We start from the raw sequence: 23627 nt of genomic DNA, 5'->3' as shown, positions 1-23627 counted from the left end.
CCCCGGCACCTAATGACACTGGAGATTGCCTCCTCAGCACAGCGAAAACATCACACTCGGACCGCCGCGCTGCTTCCGGTCAGCGCGGCTGGGGTGTAAGTGATGAGTCAGTTGCTTGTCACGGTTGCTTGTCGTGGTTGCTCGTCGAACCGGATTCACTCACGGCTTCGACAGATATGCGCCCACCCCGCAACCTCATGAAGGATTTTCAGAAACGCCTTCTTGCAAGTGCCGCTACATCCTCCACGGCGCGAACCGGGAGAGTCAAGATCCTCTTCGGTAACCGGACGACTACCCTTAGTGCTCCGGGGAGTCTCCGTTAATTGGGTGCGAGAGTTCCGCTTCTGCAATCGGCCCAGCTAGCTGGCTCAAACCCGGTCCTGCGGAAAAAATCTTGTTGACTGCCCCCTTGCTCACAGGTAACTTCATGAGCACTGGTATCGACGGGGGTTGATGCTGCTCGATTGCAGCTATCCGGTTTCCTGTGCATGCTTCCACCGCATGCGGTAATCCCTCGAATCTATTCGGCCGGGGCGGTCGTGGACGCCTTACCGTCCGCCTCGGCGCAGAAATTATCTTCCCTATTACCGGTCAGATCACGCTGTCCACGCAGGCTGTCGGACTGTGCTCTAAAGCTTTAGGGGGACATGTCAATCATGGACTCGAGTGCCATGAGCCGTAGCGTCGAGTTAGGCGTAGTCGGGGGCGGGGCATCCGCGGTCTGCCTGCTCGACGCGCTCGCTCAGACCCACACACCACCGGGCGGTATCACGGTCTTCGAGCCGTCCCCACATTTATGGCGCGGCCGGCCGTACCAGCCGGATCTGGAAACGGTCCGGGTGAACATCCCACCCGAGGGAATGTCCGTACGCTTCGGCGACAGCGGCCACTTCCCCCGATGGCTCACCGACCGGGATGCCGCCGCCGGCTCCGGCACGGACTTCGTGGACCCGCTGAACCGGATGCGCTTCGTACCGCGCGCTCTGTACGGCCGGTATCTGGAGGACTCGGCACAGGCGGCGTTGGCGCAGCTCCGCGAGCGCGGGTGGCGCATCGACATCGTCCGGGAGGCGGTGTCGGCCGCGACCCCCGCCGAGGGGAAAGTGGCCCTGCGCACGCAGAGCGGCCGGCAGGCCGTGGTCGACTACACCGTGTTGTGCGTGGGCCGCGGGCAGCCCGGCGACCCGTACGAGCTGACCGGCACCGAAGGCTTCATCGCCGATCCGTACCCGCTGTCGCGCTCTCTCACAGGCATCGGCCCCGAGGACACCGTCGGCGTGATCGGCAGCGGCCTGACGGGCATCGATGTGGTCCTCTCGCTCGCCAACGGCGGCCACCGCGGCCGCATCCTGCTGCTCTCGCGCAGCGGGGTGCTTCCCCTGGTACGGCAGAGTCCGCTCCCGCACACCCTGCAGCACTTCACGGCCGAGAGGTTCCGTGGCGCGGCGGCACGCGGCGAGACGCTGACGGTCGATGAACTGGTCGGCACGATGCGTACGGAGTTCAGCGCGGCCGGCGAGGACTTCGACTCGGTGGCCAAGGAGATAGCGGCGCTCACCGAAGAGGACCCGGTGCAGCGACTGCGCCGGCACCTGGCCGAAGTCCACTCCCCGCGCCGCGGGTTGCGCATCCTCCAGCAGGCGGTGCCGGCCACCGGGCCGGACATCTGGCCGCTCCTGCCCGAGCACGAAAAGACCGAGCTGCTGCGCACGCACTACCGCTCGGTGATGAGCCTGTGCTGCCCCATGCCGCCGACAGCGGCGGCCATGGTCCTGGACCTGATCGACGCCGGGCAGCTGGAGATCATCTCCGGTATCCGGCACATCGAGCCGTCGGCCGGCGGACCCTTCACCCTGCGCACCGACGACGACCGGCCGGCTCACCGCGCCGACCGCCTGGTCAACGCGGTGAGCCCGTCGTCCCGCAGCCTGCCGCTCAAGGCCGGGAACCTGATCGCCTCCCTGACCGCGGCCCGACTCGCCCAGCGGCATCCGCGCGGCGGGGTGAGCGTGGACCGGCCCACCAGCCGGCTCGTCGTGGACGGCACGGCCGACCCCCGGCTGTACGCCCTCGGCGATCTCGCCTCGGGCAGCCTGTTCTTCACCTTCGGCCTTCCCTCGATCGTCGACCGCGCCTACGACATCGCCGACGCCATCCACGCGGACGTCAGGGGAAGAACGTCCTCCCTGTGCGGGGCCGACGTACTGCAGAACACCTGACCACTCGCCTGGAGGAATGCCATGACCTCAACGGTCCCGCTGCCGGAACTGGCCGGTGCGCGTAACGATGTCCGCCCCATGACGGGCGACGAGTACCTGGACTCGCTGCGCGACGGCCGGGAGATCTATATCTACGGCGAGCGCGTCGAGGACGTCACCACCCACCCCGGCTTCCGCAACAGCGCACGCTCCATCGCCAGGCTCTACGACGCGCTGCACGCGCCGGAGGCCGAAGGGGTGCTCCGGGTACCGACCGAGACCGGGAACGGCGGGTTCACCCACCCCTTCTTCAAGACGGCGCGCTCCGCGGACGACTTGGTCGCCTCCCGTGACGCGATCGTCGCATGGCAGCGCATGGTCTACGGATGGATGGGCCGTACGCCGGACTACAAGGCCTCCTTCCTCGGCACCCTGGGAGCCCACTCGGACTTCTACGGGCCGTTCAAGGACAACGCGCTGCGCTGGTACAAGCAGGCCCAGGAACGCGTGCTGTACTTCAGCCACGCGCTGGTGCACCCGCCGATCGACCGGGACCGGCCCGCCGACGAGACGGCGGACGTCTGTGTCCACGTCGACGAGGAGACCGACGCCGGCCTCATCGTCTCCGGTGCCAAGGTGGTCGCCACCGGCTCCGCGCTGACCAACCACAACTTCGTCGCCCACTACGGCCTTCCGGTGCGCGACAAGCGGTTCGGTGTGGTGTTCACGGTGCCGATGGACGCACCGGGGCTGAAGCTGTTCTGCCGTGCCTCCTACGAAATGATGGCCACGGTCATGGGGAGCCCGTTCGACTTCCCGCTGTCCAGCAGACTGGACGAGAACGACGCCATCATGGTCATGGACCGCGTGCTCATCCCCTGGGAGAACGTGTTCATGTACGACGCGGAGGCGGCGAACTCCTTCGCGAACGGCTCGGGCTTCGTCGACCGCTTCACCTTCCACGGCTGCACCCGCCTCGCGGTGAAACTCGACTTCATCGCCGGCTGTGCGATGAAGGCGGTGGAGATGACCGGCACCTCCGGCTTCCGCGGGGTGCAGGCGCAGATCGGCGAGATCCTGAACTGGCGTGATCTGTTCTGGGGCCTGTCCGACGCGATGGCCAAGTCGCCGGTCCCGTGGGTGGGCGGTGCCGTGCAGCCGAACCTGCGCTACGGCATGGCGTATCGGACCTTCATGGGCATCGGCTACCCCCGTATCAAGGAGATCCTGCAGCAGACGCTCGGCAGCGGGCTCATCTACCTCAACTCGCACGCAAGCGACTGGAAGAACCCCGAGGTGCGCCCCTACCTGGACAAGTACCTCCGGGGCTCCAAGGGAATCGAGGCGATCGACCGGGTCAAGCTGCTGAAGCTGCTCTGGGACGCCGTCGGCACCGAGTTCGGCGGGCGCCACGAGCTCTATGAGCGCAACTACGGGGGTGACCACGAGGCCGTCCGGTTCCAGACCCTGTGGGCCTACCAGGAGTCCGGGGACGCCGATGCGCTGAAGGGCTTCGTGGACCAGTGCATGGACGAGTACGACGTCGATGGCTGGCGGCGCCCGGACCTGTTCAACCCGGACGAGCTGTCATTCGTCCGCGGCCGCTGACCCCCGGCCGGCCCCGGGCGCGCGACCGCGCTGCCGGCGCCGGCCCCGGCAAGCAAGGAGTTCCCGTGATGGACAGCAACGGTGCCGCCGACACCGACACCCGCGACGACGCGAGCCCGGCGCGCTTACGCCAGGCACTCGGCCAATTCGCCAGCGGAGTCACCGTGGTCACCACCGTGACGGGCGAGCAGGGCAATCTGCACGCACACGGCATGACCGCGAACGCTTTCACCTCGGTCTCGCTGGACCCGCCGCTCGTGCTCATCTCGGTCGCCGCCGAGACCGCCACGCACCGGCGGATCGCCGGGACCGGCCGCTACGGGATTTCCATTCTGAGCGAGGCGCAGGCGCCGTTGTCGAAGCACTTCGCGGGCGGTACGCAGCGGCCAGAACTGGTCCGCTTCGTGTGGCGTGACGGCCTTCCCCTGCTGGCCGGCGCCCTGGTGCACCTGTCCTGCACGGTCCGGCAGTCCCACCGTGCGGGCGATCACACCCTGTTCGTCGGGGAGGTCGAAGGGCTCTGGTGCGGTTCGGGGCCGCCTCTCGTGCATTTCCGAAAGCAGCTGCACACGCTCGACATCCCTCATCGCGACGAGATACCGGCGTTGCACGGCGCCGGGGACCTTCTCGCCGAGGAGCAGACAGAAAGGCCCGTTCATGTCCGTTGACCTTGGTGTCCGCCCGTGGGAACAGCTGTTCGCCCGGCATGTGGCCGGAGACACCGGTGACCAGATCACCGCCATCCTCAATCAGTCCGGCAGCACGGACGCGATCACCCTGTCCGGGGGCTTCCCGCACCCGGAGACCTTTCCCACCCAGGCCATCGCGGAGAGCTTCCCGCGGGTGCTGGAACAGTCCGCCGCCCTGCAGTACAGCCCCACCGCCGGACTTCCCGGCCTGCGGGACTGGTTCTCCGACTGGCTCGGTGCGCAGGAGGGCGTCCGCCCGGCCGAGAACGAACTCTGCATCACCAGCGGCGGCATGGAGGGCATCGGGCTCATCAGCCGGTGTGTGCTCGACCCGGGTGACCGCGTCATCGTGGAAGGGCCGACGTTCTTCGGTGCGCTCGTCGGATTCCAGCGGACCATGACGCAGGTGGAGGCCGTGCCCGTCGACGACGACGGACTTGATGTCTTTGCGCTGGAGCGGCTGCTGGCCACCTCGTCCGGTCCGGTGCCGAAGATCGTGTATGTCATTCCGGACTTCCAGAACCCGAGCGGTCTGAGCATGTCGGTCGAGCGCAGGCATGCCCTGGTCGCGCTGGCGCGGCGGCACGGAATCCTGATCGTCGAGGATGTCGCCTACCGGGAACTGGGATTCGACGGGGAGCGGCGGCCCAGCCTGTGGGCCCTGGGGCCGGATGTGGTGGCCCAGGTGGGCACCTTCGCGAAGACCTTCGCTCCCGGCATCCGGATGGGCTGGGTGGCCGCGCCGGCCGAGCTCGTCGGCCAGCTGCTGCGCGCCAAACAGAACACGGACCAGTGCACCGGAGCGTTGGGGCAGTTGCTGCTGGAGGACTACGGGCGCTCGGGCAGGTTCGACCAGGGCATCGCCTTCTCGCGGAAGTTCTACCGTGAACGGCGCGACATCATGGTGGACGCGTTGCGCACGCATCTCCCCGAGAACATGACCTTCACCCGCCCCCTGGGCGGCTTCTTCAGCTGGATCACGGCGCCCGCTCACCTGGACACCGTGGCGCTCCAGAAACAGGCACTCGCCGAGAAGGTCACCTATGTCCCCGGCGCTGCGTTCTACCCGGACGGCCGTGGCCAGAACCAGCTGAGGCTGGCGTACAGCCGGGTTCCCGACGAGAAGATCACCGAGGGAGTGCGCACACTGGCGGGCGTGCTCACCCGTGCGGGCAGGGCGTAGTGCCACACGGCAGCGGGACATCCGGGACCACGGAGAGGACGTAAAGGTGCAGACCGTTCACCATGAGCTCGTTCGGCCGCCCCAGGAGAAGATCGATGCGCTGCGGGCGCTGCTGCTGCCCGAGTACAGCCCGAGCTGCCTGGTCGCCGACGCCGGCCCGCGGATCGGCGCGATCGGCGGACTGCTGTCGGTCAAGCGGGAACACCGCGCCATCGGCCCCGCGCTGACGATCGACCTTCCGGAAGACGGCCTGGTCGACATCCTGCCGGTGCTGCCGACGGCGAAGCCCGGCGACATCATCGTGCTCGCCTGCCACGGCAACACCCGGATGGCGATGTGGGGCGGGCTGATGGCGACCCTTTCGCAGATGGCCGGGATCGCCGGTGCCGTCGTCGATGGCGCCGTCCGCGATGTCGACGAGTTGCGGGACCTCGACTTCCCGATCTGGTACCGGGCCACCATGCCGCGCCGCTGCCCTCCCGCGGCACCGCCGGACGCCGACGGGCCCGTGCAGGTCAATGTGCCGGTCCGGATCGGCGGGGAGCTCATCGAACCCGGCGACATCGTGGTGGCCGAGGAGAACGGCGTGGGCGTCGTACCGCCGCAGCTCACCGACGAGGTGATAGCGGCGACACAGCAGCTTCTCGCCAAGGAAAGCAGCATCCGGGACCAGATCAACGACGGTGCCACGCTGTCCGAACTTCTCGCGCAGTTCGGCCATCTTTAACCACCGGTCTCGTAGTGTCGCCGGACGGCGCCCTATGCCATGCTCGCAGGTGCAACGTGCTTGTCAGGCAGATGAATTGATGGGAATCACCCGTGTTACGAGACAAGGAGAATGACGTGACGGCTAGCTTGACCGTCGACAGCGCGGGATCGGTCCACGACTTCAAGGTCGCCGATCTCTCCCTTGCGGCACTCGGCCGCAAGGAGATCGAACTCGCCGAGCACGAGATGCCCGGACTGATGGCGCTGCGCCGGGAGTTCGGCCCTGAGCAGCCGCTGGCCGGCAAGAAGATCGCCGGCTCGCTGCACATGACCGTCCAGACAGCGGTGCTCATCGAGACGCTGGCTGCGCTCGGAGCCGATGTCCGCTGGGCGAGCTGCAACATCTTCTCCACACAGGACCAGGCCGCCGCCGCGGTGGTGGTCGGCCCGGAAGGCACCGTGGACGAGCCGGCGGGCAGCGCCGTGTTCGCCTGGAAGGGCGAGACCCTGGAGGAGTACTGGTGGTGCATGGAGCAGGTGATGACCTGGCCGGACGGCTCGGGCCCGCACTCCATCGTCGACGACGGCGGTGACGCCACCCTGCTGGTGCACCTCGGGGCCGAGTACGAGGCGTCGGGTGTGGTGCCCTCCGCCGACGAGAACGACCCGGAGGACCACCGGCTCCTGCTCGACACCCTGCGCCGTTCGCTGGCCGACAACCCGACGAAGTACCGGGAGATGGCCAAGAGCATCATCGGTGTCACCGAGGAGACCACCAACGGCGTCAACCGGCTGTACCAGCTGGCGCGGGAAGACAAGCTGCTGTTCACCGGGATCAACGTCAACGACTCGGTGACCAAGAGCAAGTTCGACAACAAGTACGGCATCCGGCATTCCCTGGTGGACGGCATCAACCGGGGTACGGACGTGATGATCGCCGGCAAGCTCGCGGTGGTCTGCGGCTACGGCGACGTCGGCAAGGGTGCCGTCGCTTCGCTGCGCGGCCAGGGCGCGCGCGTGGTCGTCACCGAGGCCGACCCGATCTGCGCGCTGCAGGCCGCGATGGACGGGCTGCAGGTCGTCACCCTGGAGGACGTGGTTTCCTCGGGTGACATCTTCATCACCACGACGGGCAACCGCGACATCATCATGGCCGACAGCATGGCCAAGATGAAGCACAACGCGATCATCGGAAACGTCGGGCACTTCGACAACGAGATCGACATGGCCGGGCTCGCCAAGGTCTCCGGCATCAAGAAGATCGAGATCAAGCCGCAGGTGCACGAGTGGGTCTTCCCCACCGGCAAGTCGATCATCGTGCTGAGCGAGGGCCGGCTGCTCAACCTGGGCAATGCGACCGGACACCCGAGCTTCGTGATGTCCTGCTCGTTCGCGAACCAGACGCTGGCGCAGGTCGCGCTGCACACCAAGGGCGAAGAGTACGAGACCCAGGTCTACACGCTGCCCAAGCATCTTGACGAAAAGGTCGCGCGCTTCCACCTGCCCGCTCTCGGCGCCAAGCTCACGGTGCTCACCAAGGTGCAGGCCGAATACGTCGGCGTCGACGTGGACGGCCCCTTCAAGCCGGATCATTACCGCTACTGAGCCGATGCGGTCGGGCGGAGGAGCACGGCTTCGTAGGTGCTTAGGTGCTTAGGTGCTTAGGGGCAGCTGCACAGGTGATTCCTGCACCGATCGCTGAAACAGGGGAACGTCCGTTTCCGGTATGCCGGGAGCGGACGTTCCCCTGTCGTTGCGCGCGCGGCCGGCCGAGGCCGCGGCAGTATGCGCGACGAGCGCTACTCGGTGGCGATCGCGGCCAGCATGTTCGTACGGGCCGCGCTGCGGGCCGGCCACATTGCGGCCAGCACCGCGGCGACGGCGATGCCTATCAGCGACAGTCCTATGACGACAGTGGGGAGCGAAAAGTCCCACAACTGCTGCCCGAACATGGCATGTTGCATCACGGCGCCCGCGGGGACACCCACCACCACGCCGAGCAGGGCACCGAAGAGCGATATCACGATGCTTTCGACCCTGATGGTCCTGCGGACCAGGAGCCGGGTGGCACCCACCGCCCGGATCACACCGATTTCACGGGTGCGCTCCATGACCGAGAGCATCAGAGTGTTGACGACACCGAACACCGCGATCAGGATCGCGACGCCGAACATCGCGTACATCAGCGTGAAGGCGAGCGACTGCTGGTCGACGCCCTGCTTGACCAAGGTCTCACGGTCGCCGAGGGAGACGTCAGGGCGGTCGTGGAAGGCTGCCCGGATGCTGTCCCGCGCCGTGTCCGGGTCGGGTCCGGAGGCGTACAGCGTGGTGATGTGCTTCCGGAGCGACGCGGGCGCCTTGGCCACGTCCAGGTAGATGCTGGCCTGGAGCTCGGTGGCATCGTAGATCCCCACCACGGTCTGGGTGACCGAGTGCGTGGCATCCAGATGCAGGGTGATCGTGTCGTTCATGTCCAGGTCCATCATGTCGGCCTGGTTCTGTGAGATGACCACGCCGCGCTCGAGGTCGGCGCTGCCCGCCGTGATGTTCGGGGTGAGCACCCCCTTCAGGCCGGCGGGCTCGATGGCGGAGATCCGGCGCTCGGTCCTGCCGCCCTTGTAGGTCAGCCCGACCAGCGCCTCGCGGCTCCCGGTCACCTGGGAGACCCCTCGCAGCTTCTTGACCCTGTCGGCCTCGGCGGGGGTGAGCGAGGACTCGCCTCCGGCTGCGGACTGCAGGACCGTGGTCGTGGTCGGCACATTCGCCCGGGTCGTCGAGGCGATCAGCGCGGAGAAGGACGCACTGAGGGTGGCGAAGGCACAGACCAGAGCCAGGCCCACGGTGATGGCGGTCGCCGTACCCGAGGTGCGCCGCGGGTCGCCCGCGGCGTTGCGCAGCCCGAGTCGGACAGCAGGCCGCGACCGTGCCCAGGGAAGGCGCGTGAGCGGCTGCAGAAGCACCTCGGCGAAGAAGGGCGCGAGGAGGATCACGCCGGTCACACCGAGGATGGCGCCCACCAGCGCGATAATGCGCGCGAGGTTGGACGAACTGGGGTCCGCCGTCCCGGCGACCATCACCATGGCGACGACGACGCAGCTCAGACCTATGACATGGCGTCTCCGCCTCGTCTCGCGCGGAACGACCGCGTCGGTGCGTAAGGCGGCGACCGGCAGCACGTCCGCGGCCCGCCGCGCGGAGTGGTACGCGGCCGGCACGGTCACCAGCAGCGCGACGCCGTAGCCGAGCAGGACGGCCACCGGGCTGACGGTGAAGTCGACATCGGCACCAGGACGCATCACGGAGATCATCGAGGGGCCGAGGGCCACACCCGCCGGGGTACCGATGGTGCCGCCGACCACTCCGAGCACAGCGGCCTCCGCGATGATGCCCCTGCGCACTTGGCCCTTGTGGGCACCGACCGCCCTCAGCAGCGCGAACTGCCGGGTCCGCCGGCCCACCAGCATGGTGAAGGTGTTGGCGATGACGAACATGCCGACCAGGAGCGCGACCGCAGCGAAGGGCAGCATCGTCATACGCAGTTCCTGTGCCTCGGACGCCGACTGCTGCACGGCGGCGTCGGTCAGAGCCGCACCCGTCTCGACGTGGTAGTCGCCGGGTATGGCACGCCGCACGGCGGCCTTGATCTCGTCGGCACTCGCGCCGGCAGCGGCGGTCAGCTCGATGCGGTGAAAACGCGTGCCGAGCAGCTTCCCGGCGGTCGCCGTGTCGTACGCCACCACCGGCTCCGCGTCGGATGCCTCCGTGGAATCGGTTGTGGCCTCGGGGCCCAGACGGTTGTACGTGAACAGGGCGGTCACCGCGGGACGGTCCGAACGGCCGCCGGACAGCAGCACATGGACGGTGTCGCCCACCCTGATACCGGCGGAGTCGGCATCGGCCTTGCTGAGAGCGACCTCGCCAGGGCCGGCAGGCGCCTTGCCCGCCTTCACGACGAAGCGTTTGTCGTTGCTCCAGTTCGTGCCGGCCCGGTCCAGGACCGTGGTGGTCTTGACGAACTTGTTGCCGCGGCCGACCAGTCCGGCGCGGCCGACGAGCACACCGTCGGCGCGTGCGACGCCGGGCGCTTTTGCCAGCCGGCCCCGGTCCGCGGCGGTGAGCAGCGGCTCCTTTCCGGGGCTTTGTACCGACACTCCTACATCGTTGCGGGTCTCCTGGTCCGCGAGGGTGGCGGCGATGGAATCGCTCACCACCCAGCTTCCGACCGTTGCGGTCACGCCCAGAGCGATGGCGATGAGCGTCATCACCACACGGCCTTTGTGCGCCAGCAGGTCGCGCAGCATCGCGTGAAGCATCAGGCGGCCGCCTTCTCGAGGGACTTCATACGCTCCAGCACGCTGTCGGCGGTCGGCGCGTGGATCTCGTCCACCAGATGGCCGTCCTTGAGGAAGAGCACCCGGTCCGCGTAGGCGGCCGCGCTCGGCTCATGGGTCACCATCGCCACCGTCCGGCCGAGAGCATCGACGCTGCGGCGCAGGAACCCCAGCAGCTCCGCTGAGGCGGAGGAGTCCAGTGCGCCGGTCGGCTCATCGGCGAACACCACCTCGGGCCGGGTGACCAGGGCCCGGGCACAGGCCACGCGCTGCTGCTGGCCACCGGAGAGCTGGCTGGGACGGTGGTGCAGCCGATTCTGCAGATTCAGCGCTTCGATGACCGCGTCCAGCGTCTCCTTATCGTGCTTACGTCCGGCCAGATCGAAGGGGAGCGTGATGTTTTCGAGGGCGGTGAGCGTGGGGAGTAAGTTGAAAGCCTGGAAGACGAATCCCACGCGGTCACGCCGCAGATGGGTGAGCGCGTCATCGCGCAGACCGGTCACCTCGGTCTCCCCGATCCACACTGTGCCCTCGTCCGCCAGATCGAGGCCCGCGACACAGTGCATGAGCGTCGATTTGCCGGAGCCGGACGGTCCCATGATCGCGGTGAACTCACCGCGTCGGAACTCCACATCGACACCCGCGAGAGCGACCACACGGGAGTCGCCCGCGCCATAACGTTTGGCGAGCCCGGTGGCTCGGACGGCAGCTGTTGTCTCTGTCATGGAAAAAATTCTGTGAGCACGGACCACGCCGGCACCTCACCGAAAAGGCAATGAATTCCGTGACTTAAGTTGAGGCCACACTCAACTTTGGTGGGGTCAGGGACAGACGAACGACAGAAGCCGGGCCCACCGTGACCAACTAGGCTCCACACGTGGCACAAAGCATGGAGAGAGCACTCCGTCAGCGCCTGCGACGCCTCTTGGACCGCTGGGGAAGGAAGATCCTTGCAGCTGTGGTAGCCGTCGGCGCCTTCCTACCGATCGATGGGCGGCAGGACCCCTTTGTGCAGGCCGAGTTGGGGGTCACCCCGATGCTCGGGTTCGTCCTGTCAGCGGTCGTGGCAGTGGGTTCCGCCACCGCGGTGCTGCTGCTGTCGCGCATGCGGTGGCCGCTGATCACCATGGGACTGCTGGCCTGGATGCTGCTGTCGGTCTGGGTGACGCTGGGCGTCGGGTCCTACGTCGCGACCCGCAGTGCACGCAGACCGCTGTATCCGGTCTGCTACCTCGTGGGTGCCGGCACGGTCGCCATCCTGCCGGTGAGCACGGGCGTGGCGATCGGGATACCGGGCCTGGGCCGGGAAGACCTGCTCGCTTCGCTAGGCGGTGCGGTGCTGTTCGTCTGGCTTCCCGCGGTGCTGGGCCTGTGGAGCAGGGCACGCCGCGAGGTGATCGAAGGGCTGGAGGAGCGCGCCGCACACCTCGAGCGGGAGCAGGCCGCCCGCGCTGAGCAGGCACGGACGCAGGAGCGCGCCCGTATCGCCCGGGACATGCACGACGTGGTCGCGCACCGGGTATCGCTCATGGTGCTGCATGCAGGTGCGCTGGAGGTCAACGCCAAGGACGAGGAGACAGCCGCAGCGGCCGAACTCATCCGCACCACGGGCAGGGAAGCGCTCACCCAGCTCAGGGACGTCATCGGCGTCCTCAAGAGTGCGAGCGACGAGGGCGGCCCCAGCCTGGGACCGCAGCCGACCCTGGTGGATCTCGACCGGCTGCTCGACCAGTCCCGGTCCGCGGGAATCCCCGTGGAACGCCACGACGAGGGAACGGCGCACCGGCTGCCGACCCTGCTGGAACACGCCGCGTTCCGTGTCGTGCAGGAGGCCCTGACCAATGTCCACAAACATGCCGGTACGGCCCCCACCGATGTCGTCGTGCGCTACCTGGACTCGGACCTGGAAATCATGGTGTCGAACGCAGCCCCGTCAGTTCCCTTTGTGCCACTGCCGGGCAGCGGTAGGGGACTCGTCGGTCTGCGGGAGCGGGTCGAACTGCTCGACGGCGAATTCGTCGCCACGACGCGCCAGGGCGGCGGGTTCACCGTTTCGGCCCGGTTTCCCCTCTCCCCGCATGCCCTGGAGGAACACGCGTGATCCGAGTCCTGCTGGTGGACGACGAAGCCCTGGTCCGGGCCGGTCTGCGCATGATCCTGGAACCGGCCGAGGGCATTGATGTGGTCGCCGAGGCGAGCGACGGCAGCGAAGCCCTCACCGCGGTCGCCGCACACCGCCCCGACGTCGTGCTCATGGACGTCAGGATGGCGGGCATGGACGGGTTGACCGCCCTCAAGGAGCTGCGGCGCTCGCTCCACAGCCCCAAGGTGATCATGCTGACCACGTTCGACCTCGATGACTATGTGCACACCGCACTGCGTAACGGCGCGGCCGGTTTTCTCCTCAAGGACACCTCCCCGCGTGAGCTGGCCCATGCCGTCCGTACGGTCGCCGAGGGCAGCGCGATGCTGACGCCGAAGGTCACCAAACGGCTGATCGACACCTTTGCGGATCTGGAGTCGGAGGGCGCGGCCGAGGCGCGTCAGCGCCTGTCCGAGCTGACCGACCGGGAGGGAGAAGTGGTCCGGGCCGTGGCGAGAGGACTCTCGAACGCCGAGATCGGACGCGAACTGGCCATGAGCGAGGGCACGGTGAAAGCACACGTCAGCCGCGCGCTCGCCAAACTGAACCTGTCCAACCGGGTGCAGATGGCACTACTGGTGCGTGACGCGGGCATGAAGTAGCCGTCGACCGGGTCCGTCGACCGGGTGGCGGCCGGACTTCCTGCGCTGCGCGCGGTGCACATCGCGCGCGGCCTCACCCCTCGGCGCCGCTCTCTCGCTTCCTTGCCGCCTCTCCCGCGCCCTCGCCGGCTAACCCGCCGACCGGCCGGAGAACTCCAGCTCGTCCGTGCCTGCTTCCGGCCCCATCAGATGTATCCCTCGCGCAGCGCATACGCGACGGCGTGCGCGCGGTTGTGCAGCTGAAGGCGCGTCATCAGGGCGTGCAGAACGTTCTTGACGGTGCGTTCGGAGTAGGCGAGCTTCTCGGAGATCTGCCGGGTGTCCAGCCCGTCCGCGACCAGCCGCAGCACATCGACCTCGCGTGGCGCCATCCCGGCCGTCGGTGCCCACGCGACAGGGCCGGAGGTCCCCGTCGGCCGTCGCAGCCGTCCCACCTGGATGAGCAGCGTGCTGATCAGGTCCGGCGGCAGGTCACCCTCACCGCGCGCCGCACTCTGCACCGCCTGCAACAGCCGCTGCGGGGTGGCCTGATGACGCCAGAGGATGGCCCGCACGCCATACTCCACGATCGTCATCAGATCCGGCTCGCGCAGATTCCCGGCGATCAGCACCACGCGCTGCTCACCACCCCGTGCCAGCCGTCTCAGCTCCGCCGCGGCCATGTCGTCGAACCGGTCGATGAGCGAGATCGCCACGGTCCCGACGGCTTCTTCACCTCCTTCCCCCGCCGTCCCGCGCTCTGCCTTTTCCACCCGTTCCCTGGCCGCCGCCCCGCCCCGGTCCTGGACGATCTCGACGGTGGGCTGATGCTGCAAGTGGCTGACGACTCCGGCCCGACCGAGCGGGTCGGAGGCATGCACCGTTACCGTGACACGTGTATCCAGCACTTGTGTTCCTTGCCTCGCCTCCGACTACCGACAGCCGCAGGGTGCACGAAAGCAATCAACAAACGCTTACCGGGCGATCAACGGCGGAAGCCAACCCTTCGGTCGGGAGAGCCGGGAGGCAGCTCGGAGGCGCCAGGGAATCAGTCCACGGTCGTACTTTGCGCGCGGGAGAGGGCGACGTCGAGGACGACCAGCAGCGCGTCGCGGACCGAGCCCGTGTGGCGTGCGTCGAAGACGATCAGCGGTACGTGGTCGGAGACGTCCAGCGCCCACCGCACCTCGTCGAGGTGGTGCTGGACCTCACCGTCGAACGCGTTGACGGCGACGGCGAACGGAATGTCCTTGTGCTCGAAGTAGTCCACCGCCGCGTAACAGTCGTCCAGGCGGCGGGTGTCCACGATCACCAGCCCGCCGAGAGCGCCCTGGACCACGTCGTCCCACATGAAGCCGAACCGGTCCTGGCCCGGCGTGCCGAACAGATAGAGCTTCAGCGTCGGGTCGATGGTGATGCAGCCGAAGTCCATGGCGACCGTGGTGGTGGTCTTTCCGGGGGTGTGGGAGAGATCGTCCACGCCCGCCGCGACCTCGGTGATGGCGGCTTCCGTGGTCAGCGGCCGGATCTCGGAGATCGCGCCCACGGCCGTGGTCTTCCCGACGCCGAAGCCGCCGGCGATGACCAGCTTGACCGGTAGCGGCGGCTGTTCCACCGCGGTCTCAACCGCTGTCACGGAGTGTGTCCCGTGAGTCGGGGACGGTACGGAGACCATCAATAACCCTTCGCAGTACGGAGATGTCCTGGGCTGTCCTGGCGTCCGGGACGTGGACGGCCAGATGCCCGGCGGCGCACAGGTCCTCCGCCAGCACCCGGACCACATTGAGGTGGAGGCGCAGCCGGGCGGCCAGTTCCGCCACCGACTGCGGCCGTCGGCAGGCGGCGACGATGTCGTGTTGTTCGAAGGCGAGCGAGCCCAGGACGCGGAGACCGGACGAGGTCGCCACGACCTGGGTCTCGACCGGGAGCGGGGGGCCGGTGCCGCCCCCCGCCACCCGGCCGGCGGTCAGCAGGAAAGGCCGGATCGCGGGGGCGCGGCCGACGGGCTCCGACGGGCCCGGGGCGCTGCCCTCCGCCGAGCTCTCGGCTCCTCCCTCACTCCCGGCTTCTCCCCCGCTCTCGGCTCCGCTCGAGCGGGGGGACTCCCATGCGCGGGGGGACCCCCATGAGCAGGGGGGACCCCCACCCTCGTCCGGCCCTGGTTCGCCGTCCGCCATCATGATCCTCTTCTCAAGCCCTGCACCCCTGCCTGCGTGGTGTGGAACGCGTCAGCGGGCCGGTGCGGCGCCGGTGGTCCTCTTCAGCTCCAGCACCAGTTGGGGGGTGAGCGCGCTGCCGGCCCGGTTGGCGAAGAGGGTCATCTCGTAGGCGATGTTGCCGAGCTTCGCCTCCTTCGACGTGACCACGCCGAGGACGGCACCGCAGCCGATGGCCGACACCAGCACATGGCCGCCCTCCAGGTCGATGATGACCTTGTTGAGGCCGCCGAGGCCGTAGTTGCCGGACGCGCCGGCGGCCAGACTCGTGACGCCCGAGACGATCGCGGCCAGCCGCTCGGAGTCCGCCTGCTCGCGCAGTTGGGAGACGGCGATCAGCAGGCCGTCGGAGGACACCGCGATGGCGTCGACGACGCCGGCGGTCTGAGTGGCGAACCGGTCGAGCAGCCAGGTGAAGTCGGCCGCGGCGGCTGTCAGATCAGTGGCTTCCTCCCGCTCGGAACTGGTCTTACCTGTCGGCGTGGTCACTGCCCGACTCCTTCCGGGGTTGCTGGTGTGGCGATGGCGCCGGGTCGCTCGGGGCGGCGGCAACTTCTTGCTCCGCCTCGTGCGCTGCTTTTTGCTCCGCTTCTTGCTCCGCCCTGCGTACGGCGGCCTCGAACTCGTCGAGTTCACAACGGACCGCCTCGGCGTCGACGGGCCGGCGCGCGGCCTGGGCCTCGTGGCCGGCCGCCGGGGCGGTCATGTCGAGGGTCGCTCCCCGCACCCGCCGTCGCAGCGGCCGGCCGGCCGGTGCCGGGCGCGGCTCGCCCGCGGCGTCGGTCTGCTCCGGGTCCGTACGGGGCGGGAGGCGCCGGGGCAGCTCGCCTCGTGGCGAGGGGGCGGCGGGCCGCCGTTCGGACGTGGCGGCGGGCGTCCGCACCGGCAGGGGGGCGGGGGCGGAGGCGGGTGCGGGCCGGTGTTCGGGCCCGGGAGTGGGCCCAGGGGCGGGCCCGGTGGACGCAGACTCTGGCGCTGCCGCGTGCTCTGACGCGGCCTCAGCCGCGGTGCCGGCCCCTGCCGCGTCTACGGCCTCTGTGACGACCGCCGCCGGAGACGGGGAGACGGTCGCCGTCTCTGCCACCTCCGCAGACGGCGCCCCGGTGGCGGCCGGGCTCTCGGCCAGCAGCAGGGCGGAGGGGAGCAGGACGGTGCCGGTGACCCCGCCGCCCGGCGTACGGCTGAGGGTGACCCGGATGCCCGAGCGCCGGGCGAGGTTTCCGACCACGAACAGGCCGAGGACCTTGGTCGGGACGAGGTCGAGCCGTTCCCGGCGGACCAGCCGGGAGTTCTCCTCGTCGAGGCGTTCCGCACTCATGCCGAGGCCGTGGTCGATGACCTCGATCAGGGCACCACCGTCCGCGGTCACGTCGGTGCCGGGCCGGACGACGACCTCGACGGGTGTGTCGGAGGGGGAGAACGAGACGGCGTTCTCCAGCAGTTCGGCGAGCATCAGGGTCAGATCGTCGACGATGTCGGGCGGGACGGTCACTTCCGTCTCGGACCGCAGGGACACCCGCTGGTACCCCTCGATCTGGCCGAGCCCGGCCCGGATGACGTTGACCAGGGTGGTCGGCCGGGCGTCCATCTCCAGGTCCCGGATCCCGGCGAGCAGCATCAGGCTGTCCGCGTTGCGCTGGAGGCGTACGGCGATGTGGTCGATGCGGTACATCCGCTCCAGCACGCCGGGGTCGGTCTCCTCCCGTTCCACGGCGTCGATCAGCATGAGCTGGCGGCTGGTGAGGTTGCTGACCCGGCGTCCGACGTTGCCGAACATCTCGGCGACGTTGTGGCGGCTGAGCACCTGCCGCTCCAGCAGCGCCGCGGCGGTGACCTGCACCTGGTTGAACGCCTCGGCCAGGTGGCCGATCTCGTCGTGGACCGGGACGGGGATCGGCCGCGGCCGCAGCGGGGTGCGCTCCGCCGACCCGTCGTCCTCGACCTTGGCGAGTTCTTCGCCGGCCACGTCGACCACCTGCTGCGCGGCGCCGGTCAGGGCCGACAGGGGCCGTACGACCGAGCGCCGGACCAGGACGGAGAAGGTCAGCCAGGAGGCGAAGCCGAGCAGGGCGAGGCCGAGCATCGCCAGCGCGTTGTACAGGGCGCTGCGGGAGAGACCGTCGGCCCGGGCGGCGATCTGGTCGATCAGCGACCGGGTGATGTCGAGGCGGGCCTCGGCCTGCCGGGTTCCGGCGCCGATCGCCTGACGCAGCTGATGCGGCGTCTGGCCCTGCAGGGAGCCCGGGTCGATCTGGAGCTCCGCGAACTGGGCCTCGATGCCGTTCTCCTCGGCATCCCGCTCGATCCCGCCCAGGCGCAGGACCTGCTCCGGGTCGGCGATCCTGCCGAAACGCTCCGTCTGCTCCTCGTAGAGCTGGTGGGCGCCGACCGCGCGGGTGTACTCGGTGAGCGCGTTGGCATCCCGGGTCTGGGCGGAGAACACCCCGCTCTCGAAGGCGGCGTGGGCGGCGTCGGCGCGCAGCACCGTGTCGAGGAGATAGGTGACCGAGGACGAGGAAGTGCCCACGAAGCGGTCGAGACCGATCCCGTCGATCAGGTAGCCGACCGCGGCAGCGTACGCGGGGTCGATGCCGGCGGCCGGAACCGAGCCCCGCTCGGCCTTGTCGCGCAGCACGGCAAGGCCCCGGATGTAGTCGAGAGCCCGCCCCTCCTCCTTCGGCAGACCCGCCCCGAACCCGGAACGCACGGCGGTGACCTGCTCATCGGTCGCGCGCTGTGTCTGGCGGTAGGCGGCGGTGGACGGCAGTGTGGCGCCGGGCCGGGCCGCCTCCTGCTCCACGGACAGCAGGAGCGCCTGCCGGTGTTCGGCCTGTACGTCGTTGATCAGCTTCGTGACCTGCTCGCTGTCGCGCACGAGCTCGGCGCTCCGGCCGGCGTCCCTGGCCTTCTCCATCTGGGTGCTGACGCCGATGGCCAGCAGCACGCCGACGACGGCGACGGGCGCGATCACCAGAACGTTGAGCTTCCGGCGGAACGGCCAGCGGTCCAGGAAAGCGCCCGCCTGCCGGCGGAACCGCGGTCTCATCGGTGAACGCAGGGACGGGTCCCGTTCGTGTGACGGGTCCACTGTGTCCACAGACACCCGGGCTCCTTACGACGTGCTTCTGAGCGGTGACCGAGGTGGTGTTGTTGCCGACCGCCGACAGCGGAGGAGCGTGACGCTTGCGAGGGTTCACCCCATGAGAGCGAAAAGATTGCGCCACATGCTCAACCGGCCGCGAACATTACCGCTTGTGCACGCGCATGCAACACATGACCGCCAATGGCCAAGCGGAATTCAACTCTTTGTCACATTTGGCCGGTTACCCCCTTGTGGAGCGCCATGCCGGCTGATGGTCCGATGCTCACAGGGGAGCAGGGCATGACCGGATCCTGTCCCACCGGTCCGGGTCCGGGTCGCGCCCCCGTCCCTTCCCGGTGGCGTAGCCGTACCTCCCGCAGGCGGCTGCTCTCCATTGCCTCGCCACCCGTAACCTGTCTCCCCCCACCCCAACCCGTATCCTCATCCTGCCCTGCGAGGAGACCCGTGCAGCCCACCCGCAAGTCGGTCGCGACAGCCGCCGCACTCCTGGTCATGGCCACCGCCGGCTGCGATTCCGGCGGCGGCGCCACCGCATCCCACAGGAGCTCCGCCAAGTCCGGCTGCCCCACCGCGCTCTCCAGCGCCAAGCGAGCCGTCAAGAAGGCCGAGCAGGTCAACGCCCCCTGGAAGGGCCCTACCACCGGCCCTCGGGCCGTCCACGACAAGACCGTCGTCTACATCGCTCAGACCCTGACCAACCCGGGCGTCACCGGCGTCGCCCAAGGTGTCCAGGAAGCCGCCAAGATCGTCGGATGGCACGCCCGCACCCTCAATGGCCAGGGCACGCCCGACGGCCTCCGGGCCGCCTTCAAGCAGGCACTCCGCCTCAAGCCGGATGGCATCGTCCTGAGCGGTTTTGACCCCGGGACAGCCCCGGAGGAGGTCAAAAAGGCTCATACGGAGGGAATTCCGCTGATCGGCTGGCACGCCACCCCGGCCCCCGGCCCCAGGGACCCCCAGCTCTACACCAACATCACCTCGCGGGTCGAGGACGTCGCGAAGATCAGCGCCGACTGGATCATCGCCCGCTCCCACGGCCGCGCCGGCGTCGTCCTGTTCACCGACGCCTCGGTACCGTTCGCCAAGCGCAAGTCCGATCTGATCAAGAAGGAACTCGCCACCTGCTCGGGCACCAAGCTGCTGAGCTACACCAACATGCCCATTCCCCAGGTCAACAAGCGCTCCATAGGGGAAGTCCGCTCCCTGTTGTCCCGTTTCGGCCGCAAGTGGACCTACTCCGCCGCCATCAACGACCTGTACTTCCAGCACGCCGCCCCCGCCCTGCGCGCCGCGGGCAAGGACGGCGCCGGCGCGCCCTTCAGCATCGGCGCCGGTGACGGCGACCCGTCGGCCTTCCAGCGCGTCAACGGCAAGGAGTTCCAGGCCGCCACCGTGCCCGAACCCCTCTCCGAACAGGGCTGGCAGATCATCGACGAGTTCAACCGCGCGTTCACCGGCTCCCAGGACAGCGGGTACGTCGCTCCCGTCCACATCGCCACCCCCGCCAACACCGGCGGCGCCCTGTCCTGGGACTCCGAGGGCTACCGCCAGGCCTACCGCAAGATCTGGGGCGAATGAGGCGCTCTCCCGGGCCGGGGCCCGCCTGGAACAGGCCAGGCACCGCGGCGGGTAACGGCCCCGCCGTGGGGAACGGCCAAGGGGCGGGGCCGGCCCCGCCGTGGGGAACGGCCCCGCGCCCGCACCCCGCGGCGCAACGGGCGATCGGAGGGGTCGTCCGGTGAGATGCTTGATGCCATGACGATGACCGTCTCCGGTGACTTCGAGCTGACCATGGACGAGTTGCGGGCCGTAGCACGCTACGTGGCAGAGACGGCTCAGGAAGTCCTCCCTGCGTTCGAGGACGCCAACCCCGGTGATCCCCGGCCTCGCGCAGCTCTTGATGCCGCATGGGAGTTCGTCAACGGTGCCAAGAGGACCAAGCTGCAGCGTGTCACCTCGTTGGACGCACACCGCGCAGCGAAGGAAGCTCCCACCGAAGCCTCAAGTCTCGCTGCGCGCGCTGCCGGCGATGCCGCATCCGCCGCGTACCTCCACCCGATCGCGAAAGCCCACCAGGTAGGCCACATCCTGCGCGCCGCCGCAAGTGCCGCACGCATAGCGGAAATCGAGGCAGACGACGATCCCGAAGTCGGCGACGCGATGATCGAACAGGCTCGACGGCGCGCCACACCGGTCGTGATCGATGTTCTCCACCGGTATCCCCTCGCGCCGGCCGGCAAGAACCGCGTGGCGCAGCTGATGACCACCTTGGACGCTTCCCTGCGCTCCTAGAGGAGCGGGAGTCACGGCGTGTCGTCGCGTCCGTCCCGTGGAGCGAAGGCCCCCAGGGCGTCCGCGTCGGTTGCGCGAGCGTGCAGGAAGTAGTCGGCCCACTCGGTGATGTCGCGGTAGGACGACTCCTGGCTGACCTGGGTGACGGCGGCCTCGAGGTCGAAGTGCGTGGTGCGCAGGTCGATGCCGGGGCCCAGGAGGGCCCAGTGTGCTCCGGTTCTTCCGTAGGGCATGCCGATGCTGCCGGGGTTGATGACCATGCGGCCGTGGGCGAGGCGGACGAAGGGCATATGGGTGTGACCGCAGACCACGGTGCGGATAGCGGTATCGAGCCCGTCGAAGACCTCCTTCCAGCGGTCGAGGCGGGAGTCGACCAGGACGACCTCTTCGTCGTCGCGGGGCGTGGCATGGCAGAACAGCACCTGCCCCAGGCCGCACACGGACAGGGAGAGTGACCGCGGCAAGGAGCCCAGAAGGGCGAGGTGTTCCTCGCGGAGCTGTTCGGCGGCCCACGGGGCGATGGGATCGGGGATCGTGTCGCGTTGCCCCCGGCGGTATTCCAGGAGTTCGCGGTCGGCGTTTCCGCTGATCCACAGGACACGGTCGCCGAGTCCGGTCAACCGGTCGAGAACCTGGGTGGGTTGCGGGCCCGCGGTGATGTCGCCGGTGAGCACGATGCGGTCGGCGGCGCTGACCTCCGGTTCGGCGAGCACGGCCTCCAGGGCCGGCAGGACTCCGTGAATGTCGGACAGGACCGCTACTCGGTTCAGCATGGTCACCACTGTGGGGTGAGGACGGCAGCGCGGTGAGATCTTTCGCCTTGCGCGTAGCTCGGGGCGGGGGACCGTTTCAGCAGGCGTGGTGCCACGGGGCGGCCCGCCGCCCCGTGCGCAGGGAGCAAGGCCCTGGAACGGGGCTGCGGGCCGCGGCAGGCGTCGGCGGCCGTTGGCCGATTCGGCCGGTGGGGCGGACGAAGGCGCCGCCTCCGGCGTGGCGGACGAGGCGCCCCCTACGGCGCGGAGGCCGCTCGCTCGGGGACCGAGGCCTGAGACGGGTTGTTGCGCGGGTGCCGCGGGTTGAGGAACCACTTGCGGGCGGAGACGAACCACCAGGTGCCGGCGAAGACCAGCACCACACCCACGGTGATGGGCGCGTAGTTGAACGTCTCGATGGTCACCGGGCTCTGCTGGGGCAGCATGAACAGCACCGTGATGACCACGACCCAGCCGACCGCGATCAGGCCCACGGGCTTGGACCAGCGCCCCAGATGCCAGGGGCCGCGCTTGAAGCGCTCTCCCTGGCGCAGGCGCAGCAGGGTCGGCACCACGTACGCGATGTAGAGGCCGATCGTCGCGATGGACGTGACGGCGGCGTACGCGGTCGTGTTGAACAGGTACGGCAGGCCGAGGAGGAAGGCACCCCCGGCGGCGAGCCACACGGCGTTGGTGGGGGTGCGGGTCCCCGGGTGGAGCTTGTGCCAGACGGCGGAGAACGGCAGCGCCCCGTCGCGGGAGAAGGCATAGATCATGCGGGAGTTGGCCGTCACGGACGCCATACCGCAGAACAGCTGGGCGCCGATGACGACGAGCAGCATCAGCTTGCCGGTGCTCGCACCGAGGGCGTCCAGGAAGATCTGCGCCGGCGGCACACCGGTGTCCGACTTCAGGGCGCCGGTATAGGACTGGATGGCGAAGGTCAGACCGAAGAGCAGCACGAATCCGGCCGCCCAGGACACGACGATCGAGCGGACGATCCCCTTCGGCCCCTCGACCGAGGCATTCTTCGTCTCCTCCGTCATATGGGCGGACGCGTCATAGCCGGTGAAGGTGTACTGCGCCATCAGGAGGCCGATGAGCGCGACGTAGACCGCGGAGCCCCAGCCGGTGTTGTTGACGAACTCGGTGAAGACAAAACCGGGGGACTGGTGCTTGTCGGGGATCAGCAGCAGGGCGCCGACGATCACCACGACGCCGATCAGATGCCACCACACCGAGATGGTGTTGAAGAAGCCGACGACGCGCACCCGGAAGGTGTTCACGATGGCGTGCAGCAGGAGGATCACGCCGAAGAGCGTGATCGTGTGGACGGGGGTGGCGGCGTAGCTGAACTGAAGGTTCAGGTAGGCGTTGAGGAAGGACGCGGCACCGAAGTCGATGCCCGCGGTGACGGCCACCTGGCCCAGCGTGTTGAACCAGCCGGTGAACCAGGCCCAGGCCGGAGCGGACTTCTGCGGGGCGAGCTTGTGCGCCCAGAAGTAGAGACCGGCGGAGGTCGGATAGGAGGAACAGACCTCGGCCATGGCCAGGCCGACGAACAGGGTCATCAGGCCGACGAGAACCCAGCCCCACATGATCAGGGCCGGCCCGCCGGTGTTCATGCCGAACCCGTACATGGTCAGGCAGCCGGACAGGATGCTGATGATGGTGAACGACACGGCAAAGTTCTGCCGCCCGGACATCGAGCGGTCCAAGGTCTGGGTGATGCCGAGTTCGGCGAGGCGTTCCTCCTCCGTCTGCGTGACGCTTGGCATGTCCAATGGCATGGCTGGCCCTCTCCTGGTGATGGCGCGGTGCAT

19 protein-coding genes are annotated in these 23627 nt (G+C 68.7%); 10 read left to right on the top strand and 9 right to left on the bottom strand.

Translation table 11 applies throughout. The annotated features are described in order from the left end of the window. Positions 1–671: 671 nt before the first annotated feature. From ABR737_RS09515 to ahcY, 6 genes are all read left to right on the top strand, one after another. Positions 672–2219: an FAD/NAD(P)-binding protein gene (locus tag ABR737_RS09515; protein ID WP_350249751.1), complete on the top strand. Its 1548-nt coding sequence runs from the start codon at positions 672–674 to the stop codon at positions 2217–2219. Positions 2220–2240: 21 nt separating this feature from the next. Next, on the top strand, positions 2241–3806 hold the full coding sequence (locus ABR737_RS09510) for a 4-hydroxyphenylacetate 3-hydroxylase family protein (RefSeq protein WP_350249750.1): 1566 nt from the start codon (positions 2241–2243) through the stop codon (positions 3804–3806). 68 nt (positions 3807–3874) lie between these two features. Next, complete coding sequence (locus ABR737_RS09505) at positions 3875–4474, top strand: flavin reductase family protein (RefSeq protein ID WP_350249749.1); 600 nt, start codon at positions 3875–3877, stop codon at positions 4472–4474. After that, a complete protein-coding gene (locus tag ABR737_RS09500; RefSeq protein ID WP_350249748.1) occupies positions 4464–5678 on the top strand; it encodes an aminotransferase-like domain-containing protein in 1215 nt (404 codons plus the stop codon). The genes ABR737_RS09505 and ABR737_RS09500 overlap by 11 nt, the downstream gene beginning before the upstream one ends. A 46-nt stretch (positions 5679–5724) precedes the next feature. Next, a complete protein-coding gene (locus tag ABR737_RS09495) occupies positions 5725–6405 on the top strand; it encodes an RraA family protein (RefSeq protein ID WP_350249747.1) in 681 nt (226 codons plus the stop codon). A 116-nt stretch (positions 6406–6521) separates the two neighbouring features. Then, positions 6522–7991, top strand: a complete 1470-nt coding sequence (ahcY, locus tag ABR737_RS09490; RefSeq protein WP_350249746.1) for an adenosylhomocysteinase — start codon at positions 6522–6524, stop codon at positions 7989–7991. A 194-nt stretch (positions 7992–8185) separates the two neighbouring features. Here ahcY and ABR737_RS09485 read toward each other — a convergent pair whose 3' ends face one another. Further along, entirely contained in the window at positions 8186–10699 is a 2514-nt protein-coding gene (locus ABR737_RS09485) for an ABC transporter permease (protein WP_350249745.1), read from the bottom strand. Beyond that, positions 10699–11442 (bottom strand): ABC transporter ATP-binding protein, encoded by a 744-nt coding sequence (locus ABR737_RS09480; protein ID WP_350249744.1) that lies wholly within the window; start codon positions 11440–11442, stop codon positions 10699–10701. The genes ABR737_RS09485 and ABR737_RS09480 overlap by 1 nt, the downstream gene beginning before the upstream one ends. A gap of 152 nt (positions 11443–11594) precedes the next feature. On the opposite strand from ABR737_RS09480, the gene ABR737_RS09475 reads away from it, so the two are divergent. Both ABR737_RS09475 and ABR737_RS09470 read left to right on the top strand, forming a co-directional pair. Then, entirely contained in the window at positions 11595–12818 is a 1224-nt protein-coding gene (locus ABR737_RS09475; protein ID WP_350249743.1) for a sensor histidine kinase, read from the top strand. Then, entirely contained in the window at positions 12815–13462 is a 648-nt protein-coding gene (locus ABR737_RS09470) for a response regulator (protein ID WP_350249742.1), read from the top strand. The genes ABR737_RS09475 and ABR737_RS09470 overlap by 4 nt, the downstream gene beginning before the upstream one ends. Positions 13463–13647: 185 nt before the next feature. Here ABR737_RS09470 and ABR737_RS09465 read toward each other — a convergent pair whose 3' ends face one another. The 5 genes from ABR737_RS09465 to ABR737_RS09445 all read right to left on the bottom strand — a co-directional run bounded on the left by ABR737_RS09465 (position 13648) and on the right by ABR737_RS09445 (position 18628). Further along, positions 13648–14349 (bottom strand): response regulator transcription factor, encoded by a 702-nt coding sequence (locus ABR737_RS09465; RefSeq protein ID WP_350249741.1) that lies wholly within the window; start codon positions 14347–14349, stop codon positions 13648–13650. A 140-nt stretch (positions 14350–14489) separates the two neighbouring features. After that, entirely contained in the window at positions 14490–15116 is a 627-nt protein-coding gene (locus tag ABR737_RS09460; RefSeq protein ID WP_350249740.1) for a GTP-binding protein, read from the bottom strand. After that, entirely contained in the window at positions 15064–15426 is a 363-nt protein-coding gene (locus ABR737_RS09455) for a DUF742 domain-containing protein (protein ID WP_350256732.1), read from the bottom strand. Before ABR737_RS09455 ends, ABR737_RS09460 begins: the two co-directional genes overlap by 53 nt. A 243-nt stretch (positions 15427–15669) precedes the next feature. Beyond that, positions 15670–16146, bottom strand: a complete 477-nt coding sequence (locus tag ABR737_RS09450) for a roadblock/LC7 domain-containing protein (RefSeq protein ID WP_350249739.1) — start codon at positions 16144–16146, stop codon at positions 15670–15672. Continuing rightward, on the bottom strand, positions 16127–18628 hold the full coding sequence (locus ABR737_RS09445; protein ID WP_502964476.1) for a sensor histidine kinase: 2502 nt from the start codon (positions 18626–18628) through the stop codon (positions 16127–16129). The genes ABR737_RS09450 and ABR737_RS09445 overlap by 20 nt, the downstream gene beginning before the upstream one ends. A 576-nt stretch (positions 18629–19204) precedes the next feature. Between ABR737_RS09445 and ABR737_RS09440 the strand changes: the two genes are divergently transcribed. Both ABR737_RS09440 and ABR737_RS09435 read left to right on the top strand, forming a co-directional pair. Next, positions 19205–20338, top strand: coding sequence for a substrate-binding domain-containing protein (locus tag ABR737_RS09440; protein WP_350249738.1), 1134 nt, complete (start codon positions 19205–19207; stop codon positions 20336–20338). A gap of 177 nt (positions 20339–20515) precedes the next feature. After that, a complete protein-coding gene (locus tag ABR737_RS09435; RefSeq protein ID WP_350249737.1) occupies positions 20516–21052 on the top strand; it encodes a putative immunity protein in 537 nt (178 codons plus the stop codon). 11 nt (positions 21053–21063) lie between these two features. On the opposite strand, the gene ABR737_RS09430 is transcribed toward ABR737_RS09435, so the two are convergent. Beyond that, on the bottom strand, positions 21064–21825 hold the full coding sequence (locus ABR737_RS09430) for a metallophosphoesterase family protein (RefSeq protein WP_350249736.1): 762 nt from the start codon (positions 21823–21825) through the stop codon (positions 21064–21066). 236 nt (positions 21826–22061) lie between these two features. Further along, entirely contained in the window at positions 22062–23594 is a 1533-nt protein-coding gene (locus ABR737_RS09425; RefSeq protein WP_350249735.1) for an amino acid permease, read from the bottom strand. Positions 23595–23627 lie beyond the last annotated feature (33 nt).

Origin of the sequence: Streptomyces sp. Edi2 (assembly GCF_040253635.1) — a bacterium.
GTDB lineage: Bacteria > Actinomycetota > Actinomycetes > Streptomycetales > Streptomycetaceae > Streptomyces.
This window is presented reverse-complemented; position numbering and strand designations above follow the sequence as displayed.